Genomic DNA, 23,001 nt, shown 5'->3' with positions numbered 1-23,001 from the left:
CAATGATTAGTATAACCTTTTCGGTAAAGGAAGCAAAAAGAAAATATTAGTTTACATAATATTTATTACGGTAACTAATCATTCTCTGAATCCAATTCATGGATTTTGGAGACCAGGTCTTCCGAATTGGTACGGAACGTTTGGTTCGAATCGGTCCAGGCCGATTTCAGAAAGTAGGACGCATGAAACCGCCATCCTTGATGATCCGGATTAAAATCCAATTGCATCTCACGCCCCGGCCTTCCCCGATACACTCTCGAACCGGGTTTGCGCCAGCTGCCGATTTGGGTGATCCTGTCCGGATTCTGGCCCGTGATATATGTAAACCGATTATTGTAGGGGATGTCCTTCAAATAGAACTTGGGACACCCCACGGCAAACACCTGAACTTCCTGCAATCCAAGCTTCTCTTTCATATATAATCCTGTCCGGTAGGCAACTACACCTCCAGCACTGTGCCCGATCAGGATCAGGCGGTCGCAGCCTGCGGCATGGTCGCGGAGGATCTCCGCAGCGTTGATTACTCGAAGGGAGCGATCACGCGCCAGATCATAGCCGACTTGAGTAAGCTGCCGGGCCAGCAGACGGAATAAAGCGGCCCCCTCCCTGCCGTTGGCCATCCCGTAAGGAAAGATCATCACGATTTTGGCATTTGGGTATCTTCGGGCTATCTCGCTGGCTGCGTCTTCAAAGTTATTTCGATAGGTCAGAACACCGGCAAAAAAACAAACGACCGTACTGCAATCCAGGGAACAGGTACTATGGGGGGATACAAATGCTTCTGTCATGTTTCTAAGCCCCTCCTAGATCGTTTCAAAATTCCTTGTACAAATATAATAAACCCTCATGATTACCATGCATCCGTATCTGCATTGTATCATGAGGGTCCTGCTTTCTTTCAATCGGTTCGTCTTATTTTTTGGCAGCCAACCATTGGGACAGTACATTAATTTCGTCTTCCGTCAGCTTGCCTTGGAACGCCGGCATTCCATTGCGCCCATTCGTGATTATGCCCGCAATTTGGCTGGCATCGTATTTGGATCCTACGTTTTGCAGGCTGGGAAAGCTTCCGCCTCCGCCTAAGTCGGTAGCATGGCAAGCCATGCAGTTGGCATTGTACAGCGTCATAGCTTCATCGTTGGTTGCATTCCCGCCGGTTGCTCCTTCCGGAGCTTGTCCGCCGTTTTCTGCAGGAGCTGGAGCAGGCTCGGATGTATTATTGCCGCCGCATGCTACCGCTGCAAAAGCAAAAGTTGTCAATAGCAGTACAAACAGTAACCCTTTTTTGAACATTTCTGAAACTGCCTCCTTTTGTATAATGCAAGCTATACTAACAGCCCGCCTTTTTTGCTGTATTCCAGAATTCCCTCCGCTGTGCGATAAGCAAGAGCCCCGACCGTCCCGGTTGGATTATAGCCGCTATTATGCGGGAAAGCGGATGCGCCTACCACAAACAAATTTTCCATATCCCACATTTGCATGTAGTTGTTGACGGCCGAATTGCCAGGGTTCTCTCCCATAATCACCCCGCCGGTGTTATGAGTCGATTGGTATGTCGTAATTTCGTAAGGTCCCAGTTCCTTCAATTTCATAATGTTCTGGCCTCCCATCTCCTGCACGATCTCCGCGCAGCGATCGGAAAGATACCTGGCCAACTGGCGGTCCTGCTCTTCGAAATCAAACGTGATTCGAATCAACGGGTCTCCGAATGCGTCCTTATAGGTTGGATCCAAATCCAAATAGTGATGACGGAAAGGCATTGATGAGCCCTGAGAGCCTACGGACAGCACGCTGTTTGCATACTTCAAGGAATTCGCCTTAAACTCTTTTCCCCAACGCGGTGATTCCTCCGGAACCGGATTGTTTTGAATGGGTCTTTGTCCGGTTATGGTGTGGGCAATATTCCCCCCATGAATGAACTTCAAGTCCGAGTGATCAAAATTGTCGCCGTTAAAATCGTCCAGACCCATACCTAGGCTTCCCGCACCGGCAAACAAATTGAATTTATCCTCAAAAAATCCGGCGGCATTCCCCTTGATCACCTGATAGGCATAGTTTTTGCCAATCACGCCCGACCCGCTGGACGAGTCGTATGGTTTGCCGATTTTAGAGAGGAGCATCAAACGGGTATTGTTAAATACGTATCCCGTGGATACTACGATATCCGCTGGTTGTTCGATTTCCTCTCCGGTCGTGAGGTCCGTGTACATAACGCCCGTTGCCTTACCGCCCGTATGCAGAATTCTTCGAACATAAGAATGGGTTCGGATTTCGAACTTTCCGGTTTTTTTCGCAACAGGAATCACGGTAACGACAGGATCCGCTTTCGCTCCGTATTCGCAGCCAAACCGCTCGCAGTATCCGCAATACTGGCATGCGGCTCGTGATATGCCATCCGGATTCGTGTAGCTTTCCGACAGATTGGCAGAAGGAACCGTATACGGATTGAGTTTCAGGTTTTTCGCAGCATCCGCAAACATCTTCATGGATGGCGTGTGGAGCATAGGCGGTGTAGGGTACGGATTCGAACGTTTCCCTGCCAAGGGGTTTTCCTCGCCGGAGATGCCGGTGGTCTTCTCGAACTTATCAAAATACGGCTCGAGCTGATCGTAGGTGATGCCCCAGTCCTGGATCGTCATTTCCGGCGGTATTTTATCTTTCCCATAACGTTCTTCCGTCATGCTCCGGATTTTAAAATCGTAGGGCAGGAAACGGAACGTTTGCCCGTTCCAGTGCACGCCGGCTCCTCCCAGTCCCTCCCCTAACAGAAACGATCCGTACTGCCTCATCGGAAGTGCACGTATTTTTTCGGTGCTGCGAAATGTAATCGTTTCTTTGGAAAGGTCCTGCATTAAATCGTACCGAAGCGCGTAACGGAGCTCATCGTGAGCCATGTAGTAGTCTTCCGTTACCCTTTCTTTACCTCTTTCCAAACCGACGACGGATAAACCCTTCTTGGTCAATTCCGAGGCGATAATCCCGCCAGCCCAGCCGACGCCGATAATGACAACATCCGTTTTCGGTAATTTTTTGGCCATTTGTGTACTCCTTTCGCTATGGATGAGCTGTTATAGGTGGTCCTTTAAACTCTTCGGCGGGATGACGGTGAAATTCTTCTCAATAATATTCGTGTAAGCCATTTGGTTACCCGGATATTGGCGCATCGTCCAGCCCTGCATATTTTTATTGCCGCCGTATAGGGGATCGCTGTAAACCCCTTCCAATGTGCTGCTGCGAAGCAGGTTGAAGAACCCGCTGGCCGAGATCGTTGTCAATTTGACCTCGTCGTTCTGAAAGGCAGTTAACACGGCATCCTGTTCCTCCGGCGCCAGGCTCGGGAAGTCTTTTTGATACTTTTTCTGACTGTAGTTCTGAATCTCGCGGAGACCGATATAGAATATCTCTCGCCGTCTTAATCGGCCTTGATAGCCTTGCGTTTTCTCTCCAACATAGAAAGGGGGCTGCATATAATCTCTTGCATTGAAGCCCCAATCACCGGCCAGCTGGTGGTCGATGAAAAATGCAGCGCCCAGCTCTTTGGCTCCAGGACCATTGTCATCCGCAGGAAAAATGCGCTCTACGGCTGCCTCCGTGATCCTGTATTGTTCCTGGTTAAAGAACATTAACGCTTGGTTGTAGTTGTTTTCATTCTGCGCAGGCGCCGGTGCTGCAGGCGGAGTTTTCTGCTTCGGCAGAAGATATCCGAGTACACCGCCCAGCACGACACCTCCCACGGCATAACCGGAGTTTCTCAGGAACTTCCGCCGTGACATCGTCTGCGAGCCGTCAGGCTTCGCTGGTTTGGTTTGTTGTTGGTCTTGTTCGCTCAAACTTTCAGCACCCCTACTCTTCATCATTTTGAATAATGGGTATTGTCCCCATCAAAATTTCATTCATACATTATTCTCCATCCGGGCATGATAAAATTACTACCGATATGGAGGCGAATGCTCATGAAACCATTTTGGAGCAGGTGGAAAGGTCCCCTCTTGGGATCCGTACTGCTTCTTTCATTAACAGCCTGCTTGAATCAAACAGACAATCAACAAAATGCACAGTCCACCCAGCCAGGTAATGCCGACACCGTTCACCTGCACAGTGCCGATGTGATTCCGAGCTATCATGGGCCGAAAACCGAAACAACCAACGTCCAAGGCAAAACCACAAGCGGTATGGGCATGTCCGTGTACAGCATGATCGGTTCATCCAGCCTGCATGAAGGCGGCGTCTCTTCCCATGTACAGTCAAGACTCGCAGGTCAAGGCATTGACGGAGTGAAGGCTTTTGTCCTGAATGACACGATTGTCCTGGCACGCGCAGAATCACAGGTTTCTTCCAACCACTATGACAGCATGCAGAAGAAGGTGTTAAGTCAGACGGAAGGAATGTCGGGCAAAGGTGAGCCGAACGAAGGTGTAATGGGAGTCAAGGCCGCGGGCAACGATAATATGTCGCAAGCCAAAGAGCAAGTGAAGAAGATGTTTAATGAAGAAGTGCAAATTCTAACGGTGACCAATCCGCAAGCCCCTGCGCTGATAGACCGCATTGCCACGAAGCTTCATGATTCACCGCGCGACGAGTCGATAGCCAGGGATATTTCGGAGCTGCTTCGGATGGCTTCGGATAAAAAATAGCTAAAGGAGTTGATCATATGCCACTAGGAAACATCGGCGTGACAGGATTGATTCTCATCTTGTTGATCGCCTTGATTATTTTCGGCCCTTCGAAGCTGCCTGAACTAGGACGGGCCTTCGGCCGAACGCTCAGCGAATTCAAGAACTCCACACGGGAACTGGTTTCAGCGGAAGATATCCAAGACGGGGATAAATTGAAATGACCGAGCAGGGACAGGAGCAGGAGCTGCATCTATTAGAGCACTTAACGGAGCTCCGCAAGCGGATCCTCATCACATTGGGCACCTTCTTGGTGGCCCTTTGTGCCGCTTTTCTATATGTGGAACCGCTGTACGAAATGCTGACTCGCGACGTTGAAGGGCAGCTCCAAGTGCTGGGACCGACGGATGTGATATGGGTATACTTCATGATTGCCGGCGTGATCGCCCTTGCGGTGACGATGCCGGTAGCCGGTTTTCAAGTATGGCGATTTGTCGTTCCCGGTCTGAGCACCGTGGAACGCCGGGCTTCCTTGGCGTACATCCCCGCAATCGGGGGGCTCTTCCTCGCAGGTCTGTCCTTTGGCTACTTTATCGTATACCCTATGGTCCTGTCCTTCCTGGATTCGCTTTCGAATCATTTCATTACGGCCTATACCGCCGAAAAATACTTCCGCTTCATGATCAATATGACTGTACCGTTCGGCGTTCTGTTCGAAATGCCGGTTGTCATCATGTTCTTAACGTCGATCGGCATTCTGAATCCGCTGCGCTTATCGAAAATGCGGAAAATTGCCTATTTGCTGCTGACGATTGCAGCCGTCACCATAACGCCGCCGGATTTTGTGTCGGATATTCTCGTCATCGTGCCGCTGTTCCTCTTATATGAGATCAGCATCGGACTGTCTCGCATGGTGTACCACAAAAGGCTGAACAAGCTGGAGCTGATAAGCGAGTGAACAACCCTTCATTACTGCAAAACAACAAAAAAGCTTGGAGATCTCATATTGGGATCCCAAGCTTTTGTTGTTTGAAGCCAACATTGTTATTTCGTGAACGTTAGAAAATGGTCGGAACCATTCCCCCATCCATACGAATGGGAGAGCCTCTAAACGCGGAAGCATAAGGACTGCATAAAAATGTTGCCAATCTGCCAATCTCAATAGGCCTAATGAATCGTTGAATTTCAGATTGTGGCAGGTTTGCGGCCATGAATGCCTTCTCTTTTTCCGAAAAGGTCATATCTTCATTCGCGTATATACCCTCGATAATATGCTGCACGTTCTCGGAGAGAGTCGGTCCCGGCATGATCGTATTGATGGTAACTTCGGTTCCTCTCGTTAATTTGGACAAGCTTTTGGCCAAGGATAACAGCATGGATTTTGTCATGCAGTACTGCGGCATTTGTCCGGAAGGCATCACGGCTTCTTCACTCGCCATAAAGATAATGCGGCCAAAATCATTCTTCAGCATGCCAGGCAAATAAAATTTGGTTAATCCGTTTGCAGCAAGCACGTTGGTACGGAAGTACGTCTCCCATACTTCATCGTCAACGTCCTCGTACGACATGATTTCGTATATCCCCATATTGTTAACCAGAATATCAACATGAGGGTATTTTTCGAATAGAGCCTCCCGTTGACCGATATCCACCAAATCGGCGGTTGCCTTTTGCGGAGAGGTATTCGGAAATTTCGACTTTATTTCATGTACGGTTCGTTCAACCTCTTCATCATTTCGTCCGTTAATGAGAACATGGGCTCCCTCTCTGGCAAGTTCCATGGCAATCGCCTTGCCTATCCCTTTCGTAGAGCCTGTAACCAACGCTGTTTTATTGTTTAATTCCATATCCATAATATAAACATTTCTCCTTTGTAATCTGGATCATGATTATATTACCTTGTTTGGATAGACGGGTAACTAGCCTATGGCGCCAAAGTTCTTGCTTCTCGCGCCATTTGCAGCGCGCCAATTCGAAGGGGTATCGCCTTCCCACATGCGGAACGCGCGGTAGAATGAGTTCTGGTCTGCATAACCAATCAAAAACGCCACTTCTTTAATATCGATAGAAGGGTCTGCCAAGTACTCGATCGCCTGCTCATGTCTGGCTTGTGTCAACAGCTGCTTGTAGCTCGTGTTTTCATCTGTCAGCTTGCGCTGCAGGGTACGGTCGCTCATTCCCATTTCTTTCGCGACAACGTGAATGTCGTGGTGCCCTCCCATGAGGCAGCGTTTCAAGATCCATTTGACCATATCGGAAACGGAACGGCTGTTTCGCCGTTCATCAAGCGATCGGTCCAGGGCGGGAGTCAGAATCTCCAGCAGCTCTTCATTGTAAGAGATAAAGGGACGGTCCAGATCTTGTCGAAGCAGCGAGAGCCGATTGCGTGCTGCGCCGAACCGGATTCGGCAGCCAAAAAAAGCTTCAAGAGTCTCTACATCGCCCATAGGCTCGGAAAATTCCACGAGTCGTGCCCTCAACGGTTGACCTGTCCCCCGGCGTCCGAGCTCAAGCAGATATGCCAGCGTGATTCCGACCAGCATCGGCGGACCGGTCTGCAGGCTGTTCCCCCACTCCAGATCAATCGTGCAGAGCTCGCCCTCCTCGGTGATACGCAAACCTTCAGGCGGGCAAAGCTGTTTGTACCGGGACATTCGATATAAAGCCTCGCGATAGTCACGAGCATGGTAAGTCGCTAAGACGGTTGGCGGGTACTTCGCCGTTTCAAAGACGGTTGCAAGCTCGACGATGCCTTTGGCCAGATCACCCACGAGATCGGAATACGCCTGCCAAATCGCGAAGTATTGGGCGGTGGTGACTTCCGCTCCAGTGATGATCGTAAGCGGCAAGCGCGCTTTGCGGGCCACGTCCTCAGCGTCAATCCCCAGTTGTCTTAATCCTGTCCAAAATCCCGGAGGGAGTTTAATCCGGTCGGATACATGAGACTTCATATCTATAGAACTCCTATTCATCATCGGATAGCCAAGTCACTTTGCTGGACGGTCTTTAGCCACTCCCTGGCCAACAACTGGTGTCCCGCTGCCGTAGGATGAACACCGTCCCATAACCAGTATTCCGCCGTAACGTTTTGGGCTTCTTGGTTGAATACTTCCTGCAAAGGAACAAAAAGCGTGTGATATTCCTCTGCCAGCTGCCGAACGATTGAACCGTATTCATCGATCTTGCTGCGCCATTGATCCCATCCATTCGCGGTAGCCGCCGTTTGCAAAACAAAAGGCTCGCACAGCACCAGGCCGGTTTCCGGGAGAACTTCCCTTGTTTCGCTCAGCAGCTGGCGATAGATTCGTTCGAAACGGTCTGTTGCTCCTTCGGGCTGACCTTGAATGATACGGCCTGCATCGTTCACACCTGCCAGAATACTGATGAGATCAGGCTTCAAGCTAAAGGCATCTTCGTTCCATCTTGCATACAGCTCCGATACGCGATTGCCGCTGACCCCGCGATTTATAAATAGCGGCTGGCTTTGGGCGAATTCCAATCCGAGCTGCGCTGCTATGAGATAGACGTAGCCATGTCCCAAAATATGATTAGGGTCCTGGTTTCTTCCCCAATTGCCGTCGGTTATCGAATCACCCTGAAATAATATGGTTTTTCTCTGATTCTCCATAGTCGCTATCTCCAATCTTAAATAATGAGATTGTTTAGCTATTGTACCTAATTTCCCTCTACCTTGACCAGTGTATCGAAAGCTGGTTCCTAGATTTAACAACTGAGGTTGAATTTTTATATATTATTGTTAGTTTTTTGAATAACTCACTAAAGAGAGCCCCAAGAGGTTTCGCTACTCGACATCTGATTAAGAAGAACCTCCAATTATAAAAGCAAATAAAGAAGTCGCCGATTCTGGCGACTTCTTTCGTAATATGATATAGGGATACAGGAATGACTATGGCAGCTGCCGAAATTCTTCCTCCAGAATCGACATTACAATCATGTCATGGAATGTTCCGTCCCAATATAGGTAGTCTCGCAGGGTACCTTCCCGTACGAAACCAAGCTTCTCGTAGACATGGATGGCCCGGGGATTAAACGCATATACGCCTAACTCGATACGGTGCAGACGTAAACTTTCGAACCCATAACGCAGCATAAGCTTCAAGGCCTCCGTGCCGTATCCTTTATTGCTGTGCCGACCGGAGATCGATATGCGGATATTGCCGCTGCGATTGTTGAGGTCGATTTCGTTCAGGACCACTTCTCCGATTAATTCGTCCGATTGCTTCTCCGCAATCATCATATCCAGGCGATCCTCATGGGCGTAGCCGATGTTATGAATCCAAGCCGCAATCGAATCCTTGGTGAACGTCTGCTGTGTTCCCGTTAATCGGTTAGACTCACCATCCTGCAATAATTCGAAGTATACATCAAATTCATCTTCCCTTACAGGACGGAGCACAATGCGGTCCCCTTCTATCCGTGTTTCAAGCCTTTTTTTCATTACCCTAAGCCTCCAAGTTTTTTTCCACTTATTCGAGAGATCCAAGCTAACTATAAAGTACCATGGATTCGCCGATCTGTGCAGACGATAAAACACTTATAGTTAAACTAACCTGCCTCGCAAATTCACTAAAGCGATGAGATCGGACGGGTTAACGGTTTCCGAGAAGTGAGACGATAGCCGGTTCGATCTCGAGCGGTTCGCCCAAAGAATATTAAACCAGAATTAGGGAACTTTAGATCGTATGAATCTTGTCAAAGTGAGCTGATCCCGTGGCCTTTTTTAAACGAACAAAGCAACCCCCATCGAATACAGCCCTGCTTCATCATAACGAGCAAACGAAGCAAACCGCCGAAGCCTCTCGTCTATCCGACCGCTTGGATCATAATTTACATAGAATCCGGGAACAAACCGGCCACAGCCGGGATATCATCATTCGCACCCTAAGTCATATGTTTGGAAGCGATCATACCCTAGCCGTTATTTATATCGATGGATTGGTTGATACGCTCACCATCAATCACTCGATCATGCAATCCTTAACCTCAAAGGATTACGACGAAGAGCTGCATACCTCTGACCCTGCAGAAATCTTGTCCATTATCAAAAATCGATTCTTATCCATTGGCAGCATTAGCGATTTGGAGCATATGGAGCCATTGATCTCCGCCATCCTTGAAGGCAATACTGTCATTCTCATCGACGGATCCTCTCATGGCGTTATCGCCAGCTCTATCGGAGGAGAAGAACGCGGAGTAGAAGAGCCCCAATCTCAGACCGTCGTTCGCGGCCCGAAGGAAGGTTTCACCGAAAATATCCGCACGAATACCGCCTTGATCCGTCGGAAGATTAAAAGCCCAAACCTCTGGATCGTGGATCGTAAGATTGGCCGCGTCACCCAAACGGATGTTGCCGTTATGTATTTGAATGGCATCGCCAATGATAAGATCGTACAAGAAATATTGAATCGTTTAGACCGGATCGATACCGACAGCATTCTGGAGAGCGGGTATATCGAAGAGTTTATACAAGATACAACGTTCACCCCCTTTCCTACCATCACCAATACGGAGCGACCCGATGCTATCGCCGGTGCGATCCTGGAAGGGAAAATCGCCATTTTGGTTGATGGGACACCGTTTGCGCTGATTGCTCCCATCACCATATTCAAATTGTTTCAATCGAGCGAAGACTACTACCAAAAGTTCGATATCGCCACTTTTTTGCGCCTGTTGCGCATCATTTCCTTTGTGGTGTCGATGCTTCTTCCTTCGCTTTATATTGCCATCTCCACATTCCATCAAGAAATGCTGCCAACGACCCTGCTAATCAGCCTTGCAGCACAGCGGGAAGGCATCCCTTTTCCCGCCGTTGTCGAGGCCTTGGCCATGGAAATTACATTCGAAGTATTAAGGGAAGCCGGTGTGCGCATGCCCAGGGCGATGGGTTCTGCGATATCCATCGTAGGCGCATTAGTACTGGGTCAAGCCGCTGTACAGGCAGGTTTAGTGTCTGCTGCCATGGTGATCATCGTTGCATTTACCGCCATCGCGAGCTTTGTTGCGCCTTCCGTGAGCATAGCCAACTCCGCCAGACTGCTCCGATTCGGTTTTATGATATTGGCGGCAACTTTAGGGCTCTTTGGGATTATGGCAGGATTACTTGCCATGCTGATCCACCTAGCCGGCTTGCGATCATTCGGTTTGCCGTATCTTACGCCGTTCGCTCCATTTATCCCGTTAGACCAAAAAGACGTGCTGGTGCGAGTTCCATGGTGGGCCATGGTGACAAGACCCACCTTAATCAATCGTAAAAACGCGAAACGGCAAAAAATGAACCAGCGTCCATCACCTTCCGATGGTAACAAATAGTATACAAATGGTATAAGTCGGAGGTGAAGAACAGATGAACCGGAAGCTTAAACTTCTGATTCTCATGATGACCGCCTCGTTGCTTCTCAACGGTTGCTGGGACAGTAAAGAGTTAAACTCGCTTAGCATTGTCTCGGCGACGTCCATAGACCGCAGCGAAGACGAATGGATCATCTCCTTCCAAGTCGTCATTCCGCAGTCCATCGCCACCCAGACCGGTGGTGGATCGGGGGGAAGTCAATCTCCGATCACCATCTTCTCCACCAGGGGCAAGACCATTCGCGAAGCCATGCAGAATGCGAATTTAGAAGCGCCGCGCGCGTTGTTTTTCGCCCATAACTCCATATTGATTATTAATGAACAAGTCGTTCGGAACGCAGGCGTACAACAAATCCTTGATTTTTTCCTCCGTCCCATGGAAAGCCGGGAAACCATGTCGGTTCTGCTGACCAAGGACAAAGCCTCCAATCTGTTGGAAGTGCTTATTCCTTTGGAGAAAATATCGGGCAATGCGATTCAACGGGTCATTACGCAAGGGCAAGAAAATCTGTCCCAGGTGAAAAATATTAAATTGATCGATTTTGCATCCATGGTCGCCAATCCGTACCAAAGCGCCATGGCACCCGAGTTGAGAGTGTCCGGCAATCAAGAGGAGCAATCCACCTTGGATGCCTTAAAGTCGACCCGCAATCAAGCGGTACTCAAACTTGGGGATTTGGGCGTATTTCGCGGAGACAGGCTGGTCGGATGGATGAAGCGAAGAGAAAGCCGAGGCGTCGCTTGGCTTTCGAACAGCGTCAAAAACCTGATCATTGTTACCCCATGCAGCGATCAAGACGCAACCCGGTTATCGAGTTACCGCGTCACTCATTCCTCGACCCGGGTAGATCCCAAAATGGTCAACGGTTCGGTCAACATAATGGTCCATATTCAAACCAAGGGGGCTCTTGATGAAACCAGCTGTACGATGGATTTGACGAAACCGGAAGTCATTTCGAAACTCGAGGAAGCTTTAGCCGAGCAGATCAAGGAAGAAGTCTTGGCTACATGGAAAACGATGAAGGATTTGAATGTGGATGTTGTTGGTTTTTTGGACATGATTCACAGAAGATATCCGGCAGCCAGCAAACGCCTTTCAAAGTTGGAGCAGCCGCTTCAGGAGCTGGAACTCGACCTGAATATTGAAGTCAACGTGGAGCACACGAATATGATCAATAAACCCTTCTCGAATCTGATTGAACCCAATAAATAGACCGCAATCGATACCTACAACAAGGAGGTCCCCAATGGAGAAGATCGGTAAATACCAAATCATAGCCATGACCATCTTGTTTATGATCGGCAGCACCCCTTTGTATGAGCTGGGGATTGAAGCTAAACAAGATGCTTGGCTGGTCGTGCTGGTTGCCATGCTCGCGGGATTGCTGCTGTTGTGCGTCTACCTCTATATCCAGAACAAAAATTCGGAGCATGCACTTCCCCAAATTCTAAATCGGCATTTCGGGAAATATTTGGGCTCCCTTATTACTGCAGCCTATATCGTTTATTTTGCGTATGAATCCATGCGAAATACCCGCGAGTTCGCGGACATCATCAATATCTCCTTTCTCCCCAGCACACCGCTGTTCATCCTGATTCTCTTGATGGTCTTGCTGTCCGGTTATGCCGTTTGGAAAGGCATTGAGGTATTCTTTCGCGTCACGGAATTTCTGCTTCCTTTTACGATGATCGGATATATCTTGATCGTCCTTATGTTCATCGGTTCGAAGATCATTCACCTTGACCGCCTTATGCCCATGCTTGAAAACGGAATCCAGCCGGTGCTGCAAGCAGCTTTGCCGGAGGTGATCAGTTTTCCGTTCGGTCAAATCGTGGTCTTTCTCATGTTTTGGAGTCATCTCGATGACAAGAAAACGCTGTCCAAGACATCCTTGTCTTCCTACATATTCGTGGGCATCTTTTTAATGATATTCAACATTTTAAACCTTGCTATATTGGATCCCTCCATAACGAGCATATCTACTTTTCCGCTGCTTCGGTCTGTTCGTCTCATCGAAATCGCCGATTTTTTGGAGCGTTTGGACCCGTTGATCATCTTGCTGATCTATATCGGCATTTTCGTAAAAATGACCGCATTCTACCTCGGTGCCGTACTCGGTCTCTCCAGCCTGATCAAAATCAGCCATAAAAAAACCACCATGATCGTGGGTGCTTTCATTTTTACCATATCGTTCACTTCGCCGAACTTTATTTATCATATCTGGATCGGGTTCGCTCAAAATTTGAAATACCACTTTCCCATCTTTCAGATCGGACTGCCATTGCTTCTTGCTTTGATTATATTAATCAAAGGAGGCCGTTCATCCAAATCCGGCTGATCGGTGGATTGAGTCAATATGGATGTTCATCATAAAAAAGCCGCGATTGTTCGCGGCTGTTTAAGCGTGTCACTTAGAGGAATAAGACTCACAACCATCCATAGCCTTTTGTTCGGAGACTGTGGCAGGTAACCATCCTTCCAGCATTGCTCCTCCCTTCGGATGGTTGCTGACGGTTATTTCACCTCCGTGCCGCCTTATGATTCTTTGTGTAATCGTCAGCCCTAAACCGCTCCCTCCAGTTGATCGGCTTCGAGACGCTTCCCCACGGTACAAGGGTTCAAAAACGCGCTCCAGGTCTTCCGAGGAGAAGCCCGGTCCGGTATCTCGTATCGTAAACCTGATCCGGTTGCCGTCCTTACAGCATTGCACAGCAATTTCACCATCCAGAGGTGTATGTCTGACGGCATTGTCCATGAGATTATTCATAGCGCGCTCCAATAAATGCGTATCGCCGCTTAGTAGACAATCGCCCATGAATTGTGCGGTAAAGGCAATATGCTTGTCAGCCGCAAGCGGCCGCAGGCTGTCCATCGAATTCTGGATAACATCTCTCAAATCAACGAGGCTGCGGCTAAGTTCCGCCTCCAAATATTCCATCCTCGTAAATGTGAAAAGATCCTCCACAAGACGATCCAACTGCACCGATTTTTCCTTGCATACCGCTACGTATTTGGCGACCATTTGCGGGGATTGAGCGATTCCTTGTTCCAAGCCATCCAAATAACCCCGCAACGCAAACAACGGCGTCCGCAAATCATGCGCAACGGCAGCAATCACGAATCGGCGTTCCTGTTCCAATTCGGCTTGTTTTTGATAGGATTTCTCAAGCCCCTTCACCATCACTTCGAATCCATCGCGTACTTCGGCGATTTCGGTGACCCTGGATGAGGGCAACCGCGCCTTCCAATCGCCTGTCGCGATTTGTCTGGCTGCATTCCCCATCTTCTCAAGCGGTTTGAGCACGAACCGTCTCATTCCCATTCCGACAATCAAGATAGCAAGCAGCAGTCCTGCAAAAGCCGACATGACCTGTTTTTCATTGGTTCTTGGCAAATACAGAGTTACCCTACCCAGCAATTGACCATCCTTGATGACGGAGAATCGTTCCGTTGACAACGACGTACCGCTGCGTTCCGGATTAGACCGATACAGCTCCCGCTCTTCCGCGGATTGAATAAGAACATCCATTTTCGCTTCATGGAGCGCCGTTTTCAATTGATTTTGCCAAGCCGGTTCCGTCCATTGGCCGGAGCCTGCTTCAATGAAGTGTATCATTTCCGATAAATTACTTTGCATCGTCTCATTTTGCAGACGCCCTTTTTCGAAGCTGAGCGTCTTGGTCTCCATAAAATGGGCAGTGACAAAAAAGATCCACGGTAACAGAAGGATAAAGAAAAAGCAAAGCATGGTAAAGGTTCGAATGCGCAGCTTCTTCATGTCAACGACCCTCAAAGCGATAGCCTACTCCCCACACGTTAACGAGGAATTGCGGCTGGTTCGGATCGGCTTCGATTTTCTCGCGCAGCCGGCTGAGATGGACGCGGATCGTATGCCTGTCGCCCACCCCGTCCCAAAATTTCGCAAGCAGCTGGTCATAGGTGAAAACATGTCTAGGATGCTCGGCGAATACTCGCAGCAGTTCGAACTCCTTCGGCGTGAGCACGACGTTATTGCCATCCACGACCACTTCCCTTGTGGACAAATTCAACCGGAGGCGGCCGTAATCCAACACCCGCTCCTCCATTGGCCGCCGGGTCGCGGAGCGCCGCAGTACGGCTTTCACGCGGGCAACGATCTCCGCGGGAGAAGCCGTTTTGACGATATAATCGTCGCCGCCGAGCGTCAGCCCCCGGATTTTGTCCACGTCGTCGCTGCGGGCACTCAAAAAGAGAATCGGAACAGGACTTTCCGCCCGAATCCGGCGGCACAGCTCAAATCCATTTTGTCCCGGCATCATGATGTCCAGAACCATGCACTGAATGGGATGCTGTTGGAATATGGCCCACGCCTCCTCCGCATCACAAGCAGTCTTCACGTGAAAGCTGTCATTCTCAAGAAAGTCCCTTAATAGTTCGACGATGCTTTGGTCATCGTCTACAACGAGTATCGTATTGTCTCCGCTCATGCAAATCCCACCTTTGCCATCTAGTTTATCATTTTTTTTGCAGGAACTGACAAGAGCCCATGAATTGTGATGGTTTGTTTATACTTTTGTGACCTTTTTACGACTTCGTTTGAGATATTCGCTTGTTATGCTTCTATTTGCGAACACGGACGGGCTTCATTCGGAGGTCGTCCGGGCAATCCATGTTAAAGGGAGGTTATCTTATGGGATTGGAAAACGACGGGTTTTCGTTTTTTCCTTTCGGCGTTTTGTTTTGTCTTACGCTTTTTAGTATAGCAGCTGTTCGGATCTACGCGATTCGCCATCGCTACAAAGACGACAGTCTGCAGGACAGGGACATCGCATTGATTCTGAAGAGCCGATTGGCAAAGGGTGAGCTGGACGAGAAGGAATATCGCATGCTGAAAGAGCTTCTAACCCAATAAAGACGGGAGGATTAATATTGCTAACTGTACAAATCGTGTTATTTGATGGTTTCGACCTGCTGGATGCCATCGCGCCTTACGAGGTTTTTTGCGCGGCAGCGTTGTATGCAGAACATGAGTTAAGCGTGGAATTGGTCACGGCTGAAGGGTCAAGGGCTGTGGCTAGCGGCGTTAAAGGATTAAAAATTGAAGCGAGCAGCCGACTGAATCCGGAATGCGCGGGCATCATTCTCGTACCGGGAGCTTCGGGCGAGGTCGACGGTGATGGCCCCGATTCGATCCCAGCTATTTTGGGCCGGGCAATGAATACCGAATTGACCGGTATGATCGGGCAGGCGCTCGACCGGCAGGACATCGTAGTCGCTACCGTATGCGGCGGCTCTCTGCTGCTGGCCATGGGCGGACTATTGGAAGGGAGATCTGCGGTAACGCATCACCTCGGCATGGACTTGCTTGGTGCAACCGGGGCAGTCCCGATTAAGGCACGGGTCGTGGACGACGGCAGCCTCGTTACCGGGGGCGGTGTCACATCCGGGCTTGATGTGGCACTGTACTTGGTTGAACGGGAACTCGGACCGCGCATCGCACACGCGGTAGAGCAGTTATTCGAGTACGAGCGAAGAGGGACGGTTTGGAAGGGGATCGGCCTGGCACCAAGCACGCAGAAATCTTTGCCGGACGATAACGAACCGAACGCAGCAGCGAACCATGGGATGTTGACTAACCCAGCCTCGGGTTACCAACTCACGCAGGCTTCTATGTTCGAAGGGGATTGGGATACGATCATCGCTACGCCTGTCGGAAAAATGGAAGTCAGGCTTTCCATATCGGCAAGGAACGACATCATCGAAGGTACGGCAACGCAAGGAGATGAAACCATCCAATTCAGGAGCCCGGTGCTCCAGAACGGCAAGCTGGCCTGGTCGCTTCCCATCACGAAGCCCATGCGCCTGAACCTGAAATTCGAAGTTACCGCGGACGGAGATGTTATGACCGGATCCGCCAAGGCCGGCATGCTGCCGGCATCCAAATTAACCGGAACACGGGTTTCTTAAGATTCGGAGGTTGTGGAACTGCATGAAGAAACGGAAATCATTATACCGGCTGCTGGCCTGTGTCAGCCTTGTATTTATTCTATACGCCCTGGTCAAAAACTATTGGATCGATCCCGGTGCTGCTGGTTTTTTAAGCCGTAAAACCGGGCTGAAGCGGGAGCTGAATCTTCCGGTCTGGTTGAATGTCATGTACGTTCATGTTGGATTTGCATGTCTGGCCATGGCGTCGGGCTTGATCAACTTTTCCAATCGTATGTTTGAAAAAAGCCGCAGGTTCCATCGTTTCAACGGCTACGTCTACCTCGTGTCCGTACTGCTGGTTGTTCTGACCTCCGGATATATGGCGCCATACGCCACCGGCGGAAAAATCAGCAGCATGGGATTCAACGCGCTCAATCTGATCTGGCTGTTTGTCACCATGACGGCGCTCATCCAAATCAAGAGGAAACGAATCGACCGGCACCGGAACTGGATGATTCGGAGTTACGCCTTCTGCTTCACGAACCTGTTGATTCATCTTATCACTTCTCTTGTTCATCAGGGTTTCGGCATGGTTTACGCCACAAGCTACACCATTGGCCTTTACGGCTCTATTGCACTGCTGATCGTTATTCCTGAAATCATCATCAGAACGAACCGAACCGAAAAAAACGAACTCATTCCTTGATTGGAATGGTTCGTTTTATTTTCGAGTTCGATCGTGGCGTTCATATTTCTTTTACCATAGCTCGCTCATCATTTTTGGGTTTTTATTGGGATAGATACCGTTTGATCATAGGTTTTAATGTAACGGTATCCATCCAGCAGCAGGAATTCCGGCCTATTCGTTGTATCAAATGAATACGTCTGCTCCCATAGGATATTGCCGTTCTTCAAATCCCAAGGACGTGATCTGGATATGGACGATACAGGAACCTTCTTCCCGCCCGTTTGTACGGATAATTGATCCTTCTCCAGGATGGTAAATTGTTTTCTGGCTATCACGATGTCATAACCGGCATCGGTTTTCGTGACGCTTCGTATCCATAACTTTTCATTGCCAACCTGAATCGATTGATCAGACGGTGAAGCAAGGGAGATGGGTTCTGCTACTTTCTGATATCCATCGAAGGTTTTAAGAACGATTTCAATCGTCTCTATTTGATCCGTAGGAAGGACGTCGTATTCCAGTTCAAATCCTGGGATGCCCTTTTCGGCGTATCGATCCGACCGCATTCCCCAAAATTTCACTTCCGTGCCATTGACATAAAGCTTGGTTTTGCCAGGAAATCTGGGAAATCCCTCGTCCTCAAATTCGTAATGACCCTTCACGATGGTAGAAGTTGGTGAAGCCGTAATCGAGTCATAGTGGACAGTCCCCTGATCAACCGAAACGGATTTTGAAATATCCTCCTTAATCATACTCTTCATCGCTTTGTTCGCTTCAAACTTGAAGGAGACCGGATAACCTGCCCTCTCCCCGTTATCCAGCCACTCACTGAAGGTAACGGTTAATGTTCTGGAAAATGGGCTGACCGGCTCGAATTTATACACGCCCTCGTACCGAGTCTCGTCTTTGCTATAATTGCCGCTTCCTTCTTTCGGACGGGAATCCGTCATGAAGCCTTGTATTCCACCAACGTTGTAACGAAAAGAACCATTGTCGGAAAGCACGCTGCCGGCGGGTCGATCGATACTGTAATACATAAGAAATGCGTTATCGTCCGCGATGACTCCATTAATGGTTATGACCGTACCGTCATCCAGCGTTTTGCTTTTGCCGACCGTTTGTCCATACCCTTGCTCCGTAACTTCAGCAAAGCTAAGTGAGTTCAGCTCGATTTTATCCAGCAGCTTTACGCCATAGTAAGCAAACGCAGGATATTGATAGGTACCAACAATCAGGAGCAGTGCCGCGGCTATGGATGCGGCCCATGTAAAAGCTCGATTCCGGTCCTTTTTCTTGGCGGGAACTAGCTCAAGCGCATGCCGCAGTCGCCCTTCAAGTTCTGGCGGGGCCTGTACGGAATTCAGGGTCTGTTGATGCTCCTGCAGCTTCTCCTCGATCGTTCTCATGGCGATCACCTCCGTTCATGACTTTCAGTTTCAGTATGCCTTGCGAAATTCTTGATTTGATCGTACCGATCGGTGCACCGGTCATATCCGCTATGGTCTGATACGGCAAATCATGCACGTAGCGGAGCTCAATCGCTTCTCGCTGCCTTGGATTCAGATGAGATAGCAGCACCTGCATATCCATCTCTGACTCCGCATAGCGATAGGGATTATCGTCGGTTAAAGTATTAAAAGCAGTTTCCTGATCGTCTCCCAGCGGAAGAAATCGTTCCTTTTTTCGGAGTAGTGTTTTGCAGCGGTTCACTAGAATCGTTTTGCTCCAGCTATAAAAGGCTTCGTTCTTTTGCAACTGATCCAGCTTTTCATACAGCGTAACGATCATGTCTTCCATGGCATCCATCGCGTCATGCTCATTTCCCATGTAGCTGTAGGCTAGACGATAATAAGCGTCCTGATCGGCTAAGATCAGCTGTAATAGAGCTTCCTTATTTCCTCGTTTGGCTTGTTTCACAAGACGGCTTACTCGCATATTCTCCCCCTCTCTCTCGTATAAGAGCTAGAAGCAATGATAAAAGTTCATTCCGCACAAAAAAACTCCACACCATACACAGGGTAAACGTTTGCCTATCCCTGTGCGGGTGCGGAGACCAATGAATCCAAACAGAAACTAACCAAGGTCGAAGCTTAATGGAGCTTAGACGTATTCTGTTTTTGCGTTATTTTCAGTTTCTCCGGGGTAACGTCTTCACCATTCGGGTCCACAACTTTCAGCGTAGACATGGTCGAGAGAACCTGCCCTCGGATGGCTTGTAAATATTCCTGACGAAGCTGCTGCTGCTCAGTGTATTCTTCTTGGCTCAGACCTTCGCTCTTCTGCTTGCGGCTCAGTTCATTAATTCTATGCAATGAAGGTATGGTCATGGTTATCTTTCATCCTTCCGTATAACAAGTTGTAACAGACAGTTTACTGTAAATAACCTGCGGTTGCAACTAATCCAAGGAAACCATGCCAAGATGCGAATGGATTTTCCAGTCAAATCAAAAAAGCCGCCCATTTGGCGGCTCCTTAAGCTTTAGGCAAACCTATCGAAAATTGATGGGGAAAGCCCGGTAACCCCTTGAACATGAGGACACCCTCACTGACTAAAAACCAGATTCTGTACACGATATAAGAATAACTTACGAATTGACGTGACATTTCCAATATGCTGAATACGACGTCCCCTGCTTTAACCAGATCACCAGAATGGTGCTGCTCTTGCAGTTCAGCGACCGTTTGTAAGATAAGCGCATCCATTCGATCCTCTTCGCAACCGATGACCCTGTCCTCTTCCCAGAATCGAAGGACATGATCTTGTCCTGCCAGCTCCAGCCATTCGGATTCGTACCGTCTCCTTAGATCCGAGTCCAGCGGAATCCCATCACCGTAACTTTTGACGATTTCGATGTAGGTCCCTCGCTCGATGAGTGCCTGCGAAAACGGAGCATCATCGTGTCCCGAATCTTTGAGAATTTGCGTGACATTCACCACATGAACGGGGCGTTTCCGCTCCCTCAGCAAGTACGATGCAAAGCGAAGCCCGGTTTGATCATGGGCGTTATCCGCGCACCATATAACCACGGTCTTGCTCTCCGGTATGGTTTTTAGCGTTTCTATCATGCGCTCGATTTGGTGTTCCAGATTGCTCGTGTAAGAAAAGTAGTAATCTCTGTCATGTTCCATCAACCAGATTAGCCTGCGCTGCTGCCCTTCCGCTGTGCTTAAATCCCTGATAGGGCCAGTGGAAAAGCATTCATTAAATGCCAATACGCGGGATTTCTCCCGATTCCCCACTTGACTGAGCGCTACTTTTAATGAACCGGCATTCGAGAGGCTGAAAATGATATGAACATGCGTTTGGAGATTCTCCTCCTGCAGCCGCTCATGTTGAACGATCTCTGCATGGTGTTCGATCAGCTTGTACAATCGCTCAGCAGCCCTTTTCTCTTCATGCCCGCCGTTCGTGGCATCCTGGATCGCTATGTTCAGCAACCGACGGAGTAAAAGCCCATTCTCTCTTTCCCCAAACCCTTGCAATTTCTCGTATAGCTTATCGATAAGGATCCCTCCGAAGCGAAGTTCAACTGTTTCGTCACTCCTTGTTAGTCGAGCAGCTGCCGCGTTTGGAAGCAGCATCCAATACCGATTGGATCGTTTGCTCCTCCAAGTATTGATTCAACTGCCGTTCCGCACCGTCCATCACCTGTTTGACCAGACATACGCAAGCACCTGGCTTGTCTTCGTTCCTGTCGCTAGGTTTCTCTTCAGTCAACAATCGATGCTGCTGCGATTTGAGATTGGAGCATTCAAACAGCTGCTGCCTTCCTTCAATCACCTGGATCACTTCTAAAAATGTAATCTGCCGGGCAGGCTTTGCCAGCTCATAACCTCCGTTTACCCCCGGCACGGCACGCACGATTCCGTCCTGTCTCAGCTTGGACATGATTTTGGACAAATAGCTTTCCGAAACGCCTAGTGTCGCAGACAGCTCCTTGATTCCGATGTTGTGGTCACGCTCCGATTGAGCCAGATGAATTAAGGCGTGCAGAGCATAATCAACGCTTTTGGAAAACTGTATGGCGGTTTCCTCCTTTGCTTTATTTTATTTACCATAGACCCATGATATCCATTATATTGTTTCAGTTTCTTATTTGCAATGAATCCGCGAGGGTCAGAATAAATCATGGTGACCAGAATCGAACATGAAAAAGCCGCCAAAACGGCGGCTTCGCAAGCGCAGCTTCATACGCTTCTATAAATCTCGGTTAATGTTTATCAAGGTTACGCCTCCTATTCATCAATAGGCACGTCTTGTTATTTGGACCTGCGGCCATTATTTTCGAGGATCGTATAACCCCGATGTGTTCTTGAACCATTCGAATATATGGGTTACGCAAACCTTGAGAACAGCGTAGCCGGGAACCGCCAACAGAATGCCGACAACGCCGAACAGATTACCGGCTGTCAGTATGACAAAGATAATCGTAATGGGATGAATCTTGAGCGTTTTGCCCATAATTTGCGGAGAGATGAATTTGCCCTCGATCAGCTGCACGATCGTCCATACCGCTACCATCTTCAGCAGCATTACCGGAGAAGTGACCAGAGCCACAATCAACGCGGGCGTGATCGCAATGGCAGGCCCCAAATAGGGGACTACGCTGGTGAACGAGGCGATAATGGCAAGAATAAGCGCGTAATCCAGGCCGATGATCATGTACCCGATGTACAGCAGAATACCGATGCAGACACTGACAATAATCTGACCGCGGATGAACGAACTGATCTGGTGATTGATATCCTGAAGCACATGCAGGATCCCCGAACGACTCTGGGTCGGCAGGTACGACAAGATTTTCCGAGGAAGCTTTTTGCCGTCTTTCAGCATATAGAACAGGACAAAAGGAACCGTAATGATCGACAACACGATTTCCGTAAACGCGCCAAGAAAACCGCCTACCTTGCTCCATGTCGAGTTCAGGATTTCGGTTGCTTTCTGCGTTATCGTGCCCCACCACTCCTGGGAGTTGATGTTCACGGCCTCCTGCAGCTGACTATACAACTGGCTGCCGGTAAGCTCTTCGAACTGCTGCCTGACCTTCTCGCTGTATGTCGGGAAATTGTCAATGAGACTCATAATCTGGGTGCGGAGCACCGGAATGACCGCCAGCACCACAACCGTTAAAATTCCGGCAATCAACAGATATAATATCAGGATGGACCATCCGCGTTTGATTTTCCTTCTTTCCAACATATCCACCAAGGGATTCAGCAAATAATACAGGATTCCGGATAAAATGATCGGCAGTACGATCGTCTTGATCAAAACCGCGATCGGATGCAGCACAAACGAGATTTTGCTTAATACCATGATGTTTAAACCGACCAGCAACAGAACAAGCAAAAGCAGCACAAACTTATTGTTAAGAAAAAAGCGCTTGAACCGATCCGGCCAAATGCGAGGTTGCTCCATATAT

Annotated in this window: 25 protein-coding genes; 9 read left to right on the top strand and 16 right to left on the bottom strand. The window is 48.9% G+C overall.

Annotated features, from left to right (window positions below; translation table 11 throughout):
• Window positions 1–74: 74 nt before the first annotated feature.
• The 4 genes from GYMC10_RS14425 to GYMC10_RS14410 all read right to left on the bottom strand — a co-directional run bounded on the left by GYMC10_RS14425 (window position 75) and on the right by GYMC10_RS14410 (window position 3,830).
• Window positions 75–788 carry an alpha/beta hydrolase gene (locus tag GYMC10_RS14425; RefSeq protein WP_015735148.1) on the bottom strand — a complete coding sequence of 238 codons (714 nt, stop codon included), beginning with the start codon at window positions 786–788 and terminating at the stop codon, window positions 75–77.
• Window positions 789–912: 124 nt separating this feature from the next.
• A complete protein-coding gene (locus tag GYMC10_RS14420; RefSeq protein ID WP_015735147.1) occupies window positions 913–1,293 on the bottom strand; it encodes a c-type cytochrome in 381 nt (126 codons plus the stop codon).
• A gap of 32 nt (window positions 1,294–1,325) precedes the next feature.
• Complete coding sequence (locus tag GYMC10_RS14415; RefSeq protein ID WP_015735146.1) at window positions 1,326–3,038, bottom strand: GMC family oxidoreductase; 1,713 nt, start codon at window positions 3,036–3,038, stop codon at window positions 1,326–1,328.
• 30 nt (window positions 3,039–3,068) lie between these two features.
• A complete protein-coding gene (locus tag GYMC10_RS14410) occupies window positions 3,069–3,830 on the bottom strand; it encodes a gluconate 2-dehydrogenase subunit 3 family protein (protein WP_009590268.1) in 762 nt (253 codons plus the stop codon).
• A gap of 123 nt (window positions 3,831–3,953) precedes the next feature.
• Between GYMC10_RS14410 and GYMC10_RS14405 the strand changes: the two genes are divergently transcribed.
• The 3 genes from GYMC10_RS14405 to tatC are packed head-to-tail and all read left to right on the top strand — an operon-like array spanning window position 3,954 to window position 5,571.
• On the top strand, window positions 3,954–4,634 hold the full coding sequence (locus tag GYMC10_RS14405; RefSeq protein ID WP_015735145.1) for a hypothetical protein: 681 nt from the start codon (window positions 3,954–3,956) through the stop codon (window positions 4,632–4,634).
• 17 nt (window positions 4,635–4,651) lie between these two features.
• Window positions 4,652–4,837, top strand: coding sequence for a twin-arginine translocase TatA/TatE family subunit (gene tatA / locus GYMC10_RS14400; protein ID WP_015735144.1), 186 nt, complete (start codon window positions 4,652–4,654; stop codon window positions 4,835–4,837).
• Complete coding sequence (gene tatC / locus GYMC10_RS14395) at window positions 4,834–5,571, top strand: twin-arginine translocase subunit TatC (protein WP_015735143.1); 738 nt, start codon at window positions 4,834–4,836, stop codon at window positions 5,569–5,571. Before tatA ends, tatC begins: the two co-directional genes overlap by 4 nt.
• A gap of 100 nt (window positions 5,572–5,671) precedes the next feature.
• Here the strand turns inward: tatC and GYMC10_RS14390 are convergent, their stop codons facing one another.
• The 4 genes from GYMC10_RS14390 to GYMC10_RS14375 all read right to left on the bottom strand — a co-directional run bounded on the left by GYMC10_RS14390 (window position 5,672) and on the right by GYMC10_RS14375 (window position 9,072).
• A complete protein-coding gene (locus GYMC10_RS14390; RefSeq protein ID WP_015735142.1) occupies window positions 5,672–6,466 on the bottom strand; it encodes an SDR family NAD(P)-dependent oxidoreductase in 795 nt (264 codons plus the stop codon).
• A gap of 66 nt (window positions 6,467–6,532) precedes the next feature.
• Window positions 6,533–7,564, bottom strand: coding sequence for an AraC family transcriptional regulator (locus tag GYMC10_RS14385; RefSeq protein ID WP_015735141.1), 1,032 nt, complete (start codon window positions 7,562–7,564; stop codon window positions 6,533–6,535).
• Window positions 7,565–7,584: 20 nt separating this feature from the next.
• Window positions 7,585–8,241, bottom strand: a complete 657-nt coding sequence (locus GYMC10_RS14380) for an SGNH/GDSL hydrolase family protein (RefSeq protein ID WP_015735140.1) — start codon at window positions 8,239–8,241, stop codon at window positions 7,585–7,587.
• 279 nt (window positions 8,242–8,520) lie between these two features.
• Window positions 8,521–9,072 (bottom strand): GNAT family N-acetyltransferase, encoded by a 552-nt coding sequence (locus GYMC10_RS14375; RefSeq protein WP_015735139.1) that lies wholly within the window; start codon window positions 9,070–9,072, stop codon window positions 8,521–8,523.
• A 272-nt stretch (window positions 9,073–9,344) separates the two neighbouring features.
• On the opposite strand from GYMC10_RS14375, the gene GYMC10_RS14370 reads away from it, so the two are divergent.
• The 3 genes from GYMC10_RS14370 to GYMC10_RS14360 are packed head-to-tail and all read left to right on the top strand — an operon-like array spanning window position 9,345 to window position 13,321.
• Complete coding sequence (locus GYMC10_RS14370) at window positions 9,345–10,943, top strand: spore germination protein (protein WP_015735138.1); 1,599 nt, start codon at window positions 9,345–9,347, stop codon at window positions 10,941–10,943.
• 34 nt (window positions 10,944–10,977) lie between these two features.
• Complete coding sequence (locus GYMC10_RS14365; RefSeq protein ID WP_015735137.1) at window positions 10,978–12,195, top strand: Ger(x)C family spore germination protein; 1,218 nt, start codon at window positions 10,978–10,980, stop codon at window positions 12,193–12,195.
• 34 nt (window positions 12,196–12,229) lie between these two features.
• Window positions 12,230–13,321: a GerAB/ArcD/ProY family transporter gene (locus GYMC10_RS14360; RefSeq protein WP_015735136.1), complete on the top strand. Its 1,092-nt coding sequence runs from the start codon at window positions 12,230–12,232 to the stop codon at window positions 13,319–13,321.
• Between the two features lie 69 nt (window positions 13,322–13,390).
• On the opposite strand, the gene GYMC10_RS14355 is transcribed toward GYMC10_RS14360, so the two are convergent.
• Together GYMC10_RS14355 and GYMC10_RS14350 are read right to left on the bottom strand one after the other, a co-directional pair.
• Entirely contained in the window at window positions 13,391–14,761 is a 1,371-nt protein-coding gene (locus tag GYMC10_RS14355) for a sensor histidine kinase (RefSeq protein WP_015735135.1), read from the bottom strand.
• 1 nt (window position 14,762) lies between these two features.
• A complete protein-coding gene (locus GYMC10_RS14350; RefSeq protein WP_015735134.1) occupies window positions 14,763–15,449 on the bottom strand; it encodes a response regulator transcription factor in 687 nt (228 codons plus the stop codon).
• 203 nt (window positions 15,450–15,652) lie between these two features.
• On the opposite strand from GYMC10_RS14350, the gene GYMC10_RS14345 reads away from it, so the two are divergent.
• Genes GYMC10_RS14345 through GYMC10_RS14335 form a run of 3 tightly spaced genes read left to right on the top strand, consistent with a single transcriptional unit; the run spans window position 15,653 to window position 17,596 of the window.
• Complete coding sequence (locus GYMC10_RS14345) at window positions 15,653–15,874, top strand: hypothetical protein (RefSeq protein ID WP_015735133.1); 222 nt, start codon at window positions 15,653–15,655, stop codon at window positions 15,872–15,874.
• A gap of 17 nt (window positions 15,875–15,891) precedes the next feature.
• Window positions 15,892–16,929 carry a DJ-1/PfpI family protein gene (locus GYMC10_RS14340; RefSeq protein ID WP_015735132.1) on the top strand — a complete coding sequence of 346 codons (1,038 nt, stop codon included), beginning with the start codon at window positions 15,892–15,894 and terminating at the stop codon, window positions 16,927–16,929.
• A 22-nt stretch (window positions 16,930–16,951) separates the two neighbouring features.
• Window positions 16,952–17,596: a DUF2306 domain-containing protein gene (locus tag GYMC10_RS14335; protein ID WP_015735131.1), complete on the top strand. Its 645-nt coding sequence runs from the start codon at window positions 16,952–16,954 to the stop codon at window positions 17,594–17,596.
• Between the two features lie 68 nt (window positions 17,597–17,664).
• On the opposite strand, the gene GYMC10_RS14330 is transcribed toward GYMC10_RS14335, so the two are convergent.
• From GYMC10_RS14330 to GYMC10_RS14305, 6 genes are all read right to left on the bottom strand, one after another.
• On the bottom strand, window positions 17,665–18,984 hold the full coding sequence (locus tag GYMC10_RS14330) for a DUF4179 domain-containing protein (RefSeq protein WP_015735130.1): 1,320 nt from the start codon (window positions 18,982–18,984) through the stop codon (window positions 17,665–17,667).
• Window positions 18,911–19,513 carry a sigma-70 family RNA polymerase sigma factor gene (locus tag GYMC10_RS14325; protein ID WP_015735129.1) on the bottom strand — a complete coding sequence of 201 codons (603 nt, stop codon included), beginning with the start codon at window positions 19,511–19,513 and terminating at the stop codon, window positions 18,911–18,913. The genes GYMC10_RS14330 and GYMC10_RS14325 overlap by 74 nt, the downstream gene beginning before the upstream one ends.
• Window positions 19,514–19,668: 155 nt before the next feature.
• A complete protein-coding gene (locus GYMC10_RS14320) occupies window positions 19,669–19,905 on the bottom strand; it encodes a DUF896 domain-containing protein (RefSeq protein ID WP_015735128.1) in 237 nt (78 codons plus the stop codon).
• 145 nt (window positions 19,906–20,050) lie between these two features.
• Window positions 20,051–21,016, bottom strand: coding sequence for a DUF1835 domain-containing protein (locus GYMC10_RS14315; protein ID WP_144374236.1), 966 nt, complete (start codon window positions 21,014–21,016; stop codon window positions 20,051–20,053).
• A gap of 100 nt (window positions 21,017–21,116) precedes the next feature.
• Window positions 21,117–21,602 (bottom strand): RrF2 family transcriptional regulator, encoded by a 486-nt coding sequence (locus tag GYMC10_RS14310; RefSeq protein WP_015735125.1) that lies wholly within the window; start codon window positions 21,600–21,602, stop codon window positions 21,117–21,119.
• A gap of 255 nt (window positions 21,603–21,857) precedes the next feature.
• Window positions 21,858–22,997, bottom strand: coding sequence for an AI-2E family transporter (locus GYMC10_RS14305; protein ID WP_015735124.1), 1,140 nt, complete (start codon window positions 22,995–22,997; stop codon window positions 21,858–21,860).
• Window positions 22,998–23,001: the final 4 nt, after the last annotated feature.

It is taken from the genome of Paenibacillus sp. Y412MC10 (genome assembly GCF_000024685.1).
Lineage (GTDB): Bacteria > Bacillota > Bacilli > Paenibacillales > Paenibacillaceae > Paenibacillus_AQ > Paenibacillus_AQ lautus_A.
Note: the sequence above shows the minus strand (reverse complement) of the source record. Positions and strands in the feature narration are given on the sequence as shown.

Coding starts and splice junctions, on each gene's coding strand:
- GYMC10_RS14390 (WP_015735142.1), bottom strand. CDS start 6,466: ATGGATATGGAATTAAACAATAAAACAGCGTTGGTTACAGGCTCTACG.
- GYMC10_RS14425 (WP_015735148.1), bottom strand. CDS start 788: ATGACAGAAGCATTTGTATCCCCCCATAGTACCTGTTCCCTGGATTGC.
- GYMC10_RS14385 (WP_015735141.1), bottom strand. CDS start 7,564: ATGAAGTCTCATGTATCCGACCGGATTAAACTCCCTCCGGGATTTTGG.
- GYMC10_RS14325 (WP_015735129.1), bottom strand. CDS start 19,513: ATGCGAGTAAGCCGTCTTGTGAAACAAGCCAAACGAGGAAATAAGGAA.
- GYMC10_RS14345 (WP_015735133.1), top strand. CDS start 15,653: ATGGGATTGGAAAACGACGGGTTTTCGTTTTTTCCTTTCGGCGTTTTG.
- GYMC10_RS14365 (WP_015735137.1), top strand. CDS start 10,978: ATGAACCGGAAGCTTAAACTTCTGATTCTCATGATGACCGCCTCGTTG.
- GYMC10_RS14355 (WP_015735135.1), bottom strand. CDS start 14,761: ATGAAGAAGCTGCGCATTCGAACCTTTACCATGCTTTGCTTTTTCTTT.
- GYMC10_RS14380 (WP_015735140.1), bottom strand. CDS start 8,241: ATGGAGAATCAGAGAAAAACCATATTATTTCAGGGTGATTCGATAACC.
- GYMC10_RS14420 (WP_015735147.1), bottom strand. CDS start 1,293: ATGTTCAAAAAAGGGTTACTGTTTGTACTGCTATTGACAACTTTTGCT.
- GYMC10_RS14335 (WP_015735131.1), top strand. CDS start 16,952: ATGAAGAAACGGAAATCATTATACCGGCTGCTGGCCTGTGTCAGCCTT.
- GYMC10_RS14360 (WP_015735136.1), top strand. CDS start 12,230: ATGGAGAAGATCGGTAAATACCAAATCATAGCCATGACCATCTTGTTT.
- GYMC10_RS14330 (WP_015735130.1), bottom strand. CDS start 18,984: ATGAGAACGATCGAGGAGAAGCTGCAGGAGCATCAACAGACCCTGAAT.
- GYMC10_RS14375 (WP_015735139.1), bottom strand. CDS start 9,072: ATGAAAAAAAGGCTTGAAACACGGATAGAAGGGGACCGCATTGTGCTC.
- GYMC10_RS14415 (WP_015735146.1), bottom strand. CDS start 3,038: ATGGCCAAAAAATTACCGAAAACGGATGTTGTCATTATCGGCGTCGGC.
- GYMC10_RS14305 (WP_015735124.1), bottom strand. CDS start 22,997: ATGGAGCAACCTCGCATTTGGCCGGATCGGTTCAAGCGCTTTTTTCTT.
- GYMC10_RS14320 (WP_015735128.1), bottom strand. CDS start 19,905: ATGACCATACCTTCATTGCATAGAATTAATGAACTGAGCCGCAAGCAG.
- tatC (WP_015735143.1), top strand. CDS start 4,834: ATGACCGAGCAGGGACAGGAGCAGGAGCTGCATCTATTAGAGCACTTA.
- GYMC10_RS14350 (WP_015735134.1), bottom strand. CDS start 15,449: ATGAGCGGAGACAATACGATACTCGTTGTAGACGATGACCAAAGCATC.
- tatA (WP_015735144.1), top strand. CDS start 4,652: ATGCCACTAGGAAACATCGGCGTGACAGGATTGATTCTCATCTTGTTG.
- GYMC10_RS14405 (WP_015735145.1), top strand. CDS start 3,954: ATGAAACCATTTTGGAGCAGGTGGAAAGGTCCCCTCTTGGGATCCGTA.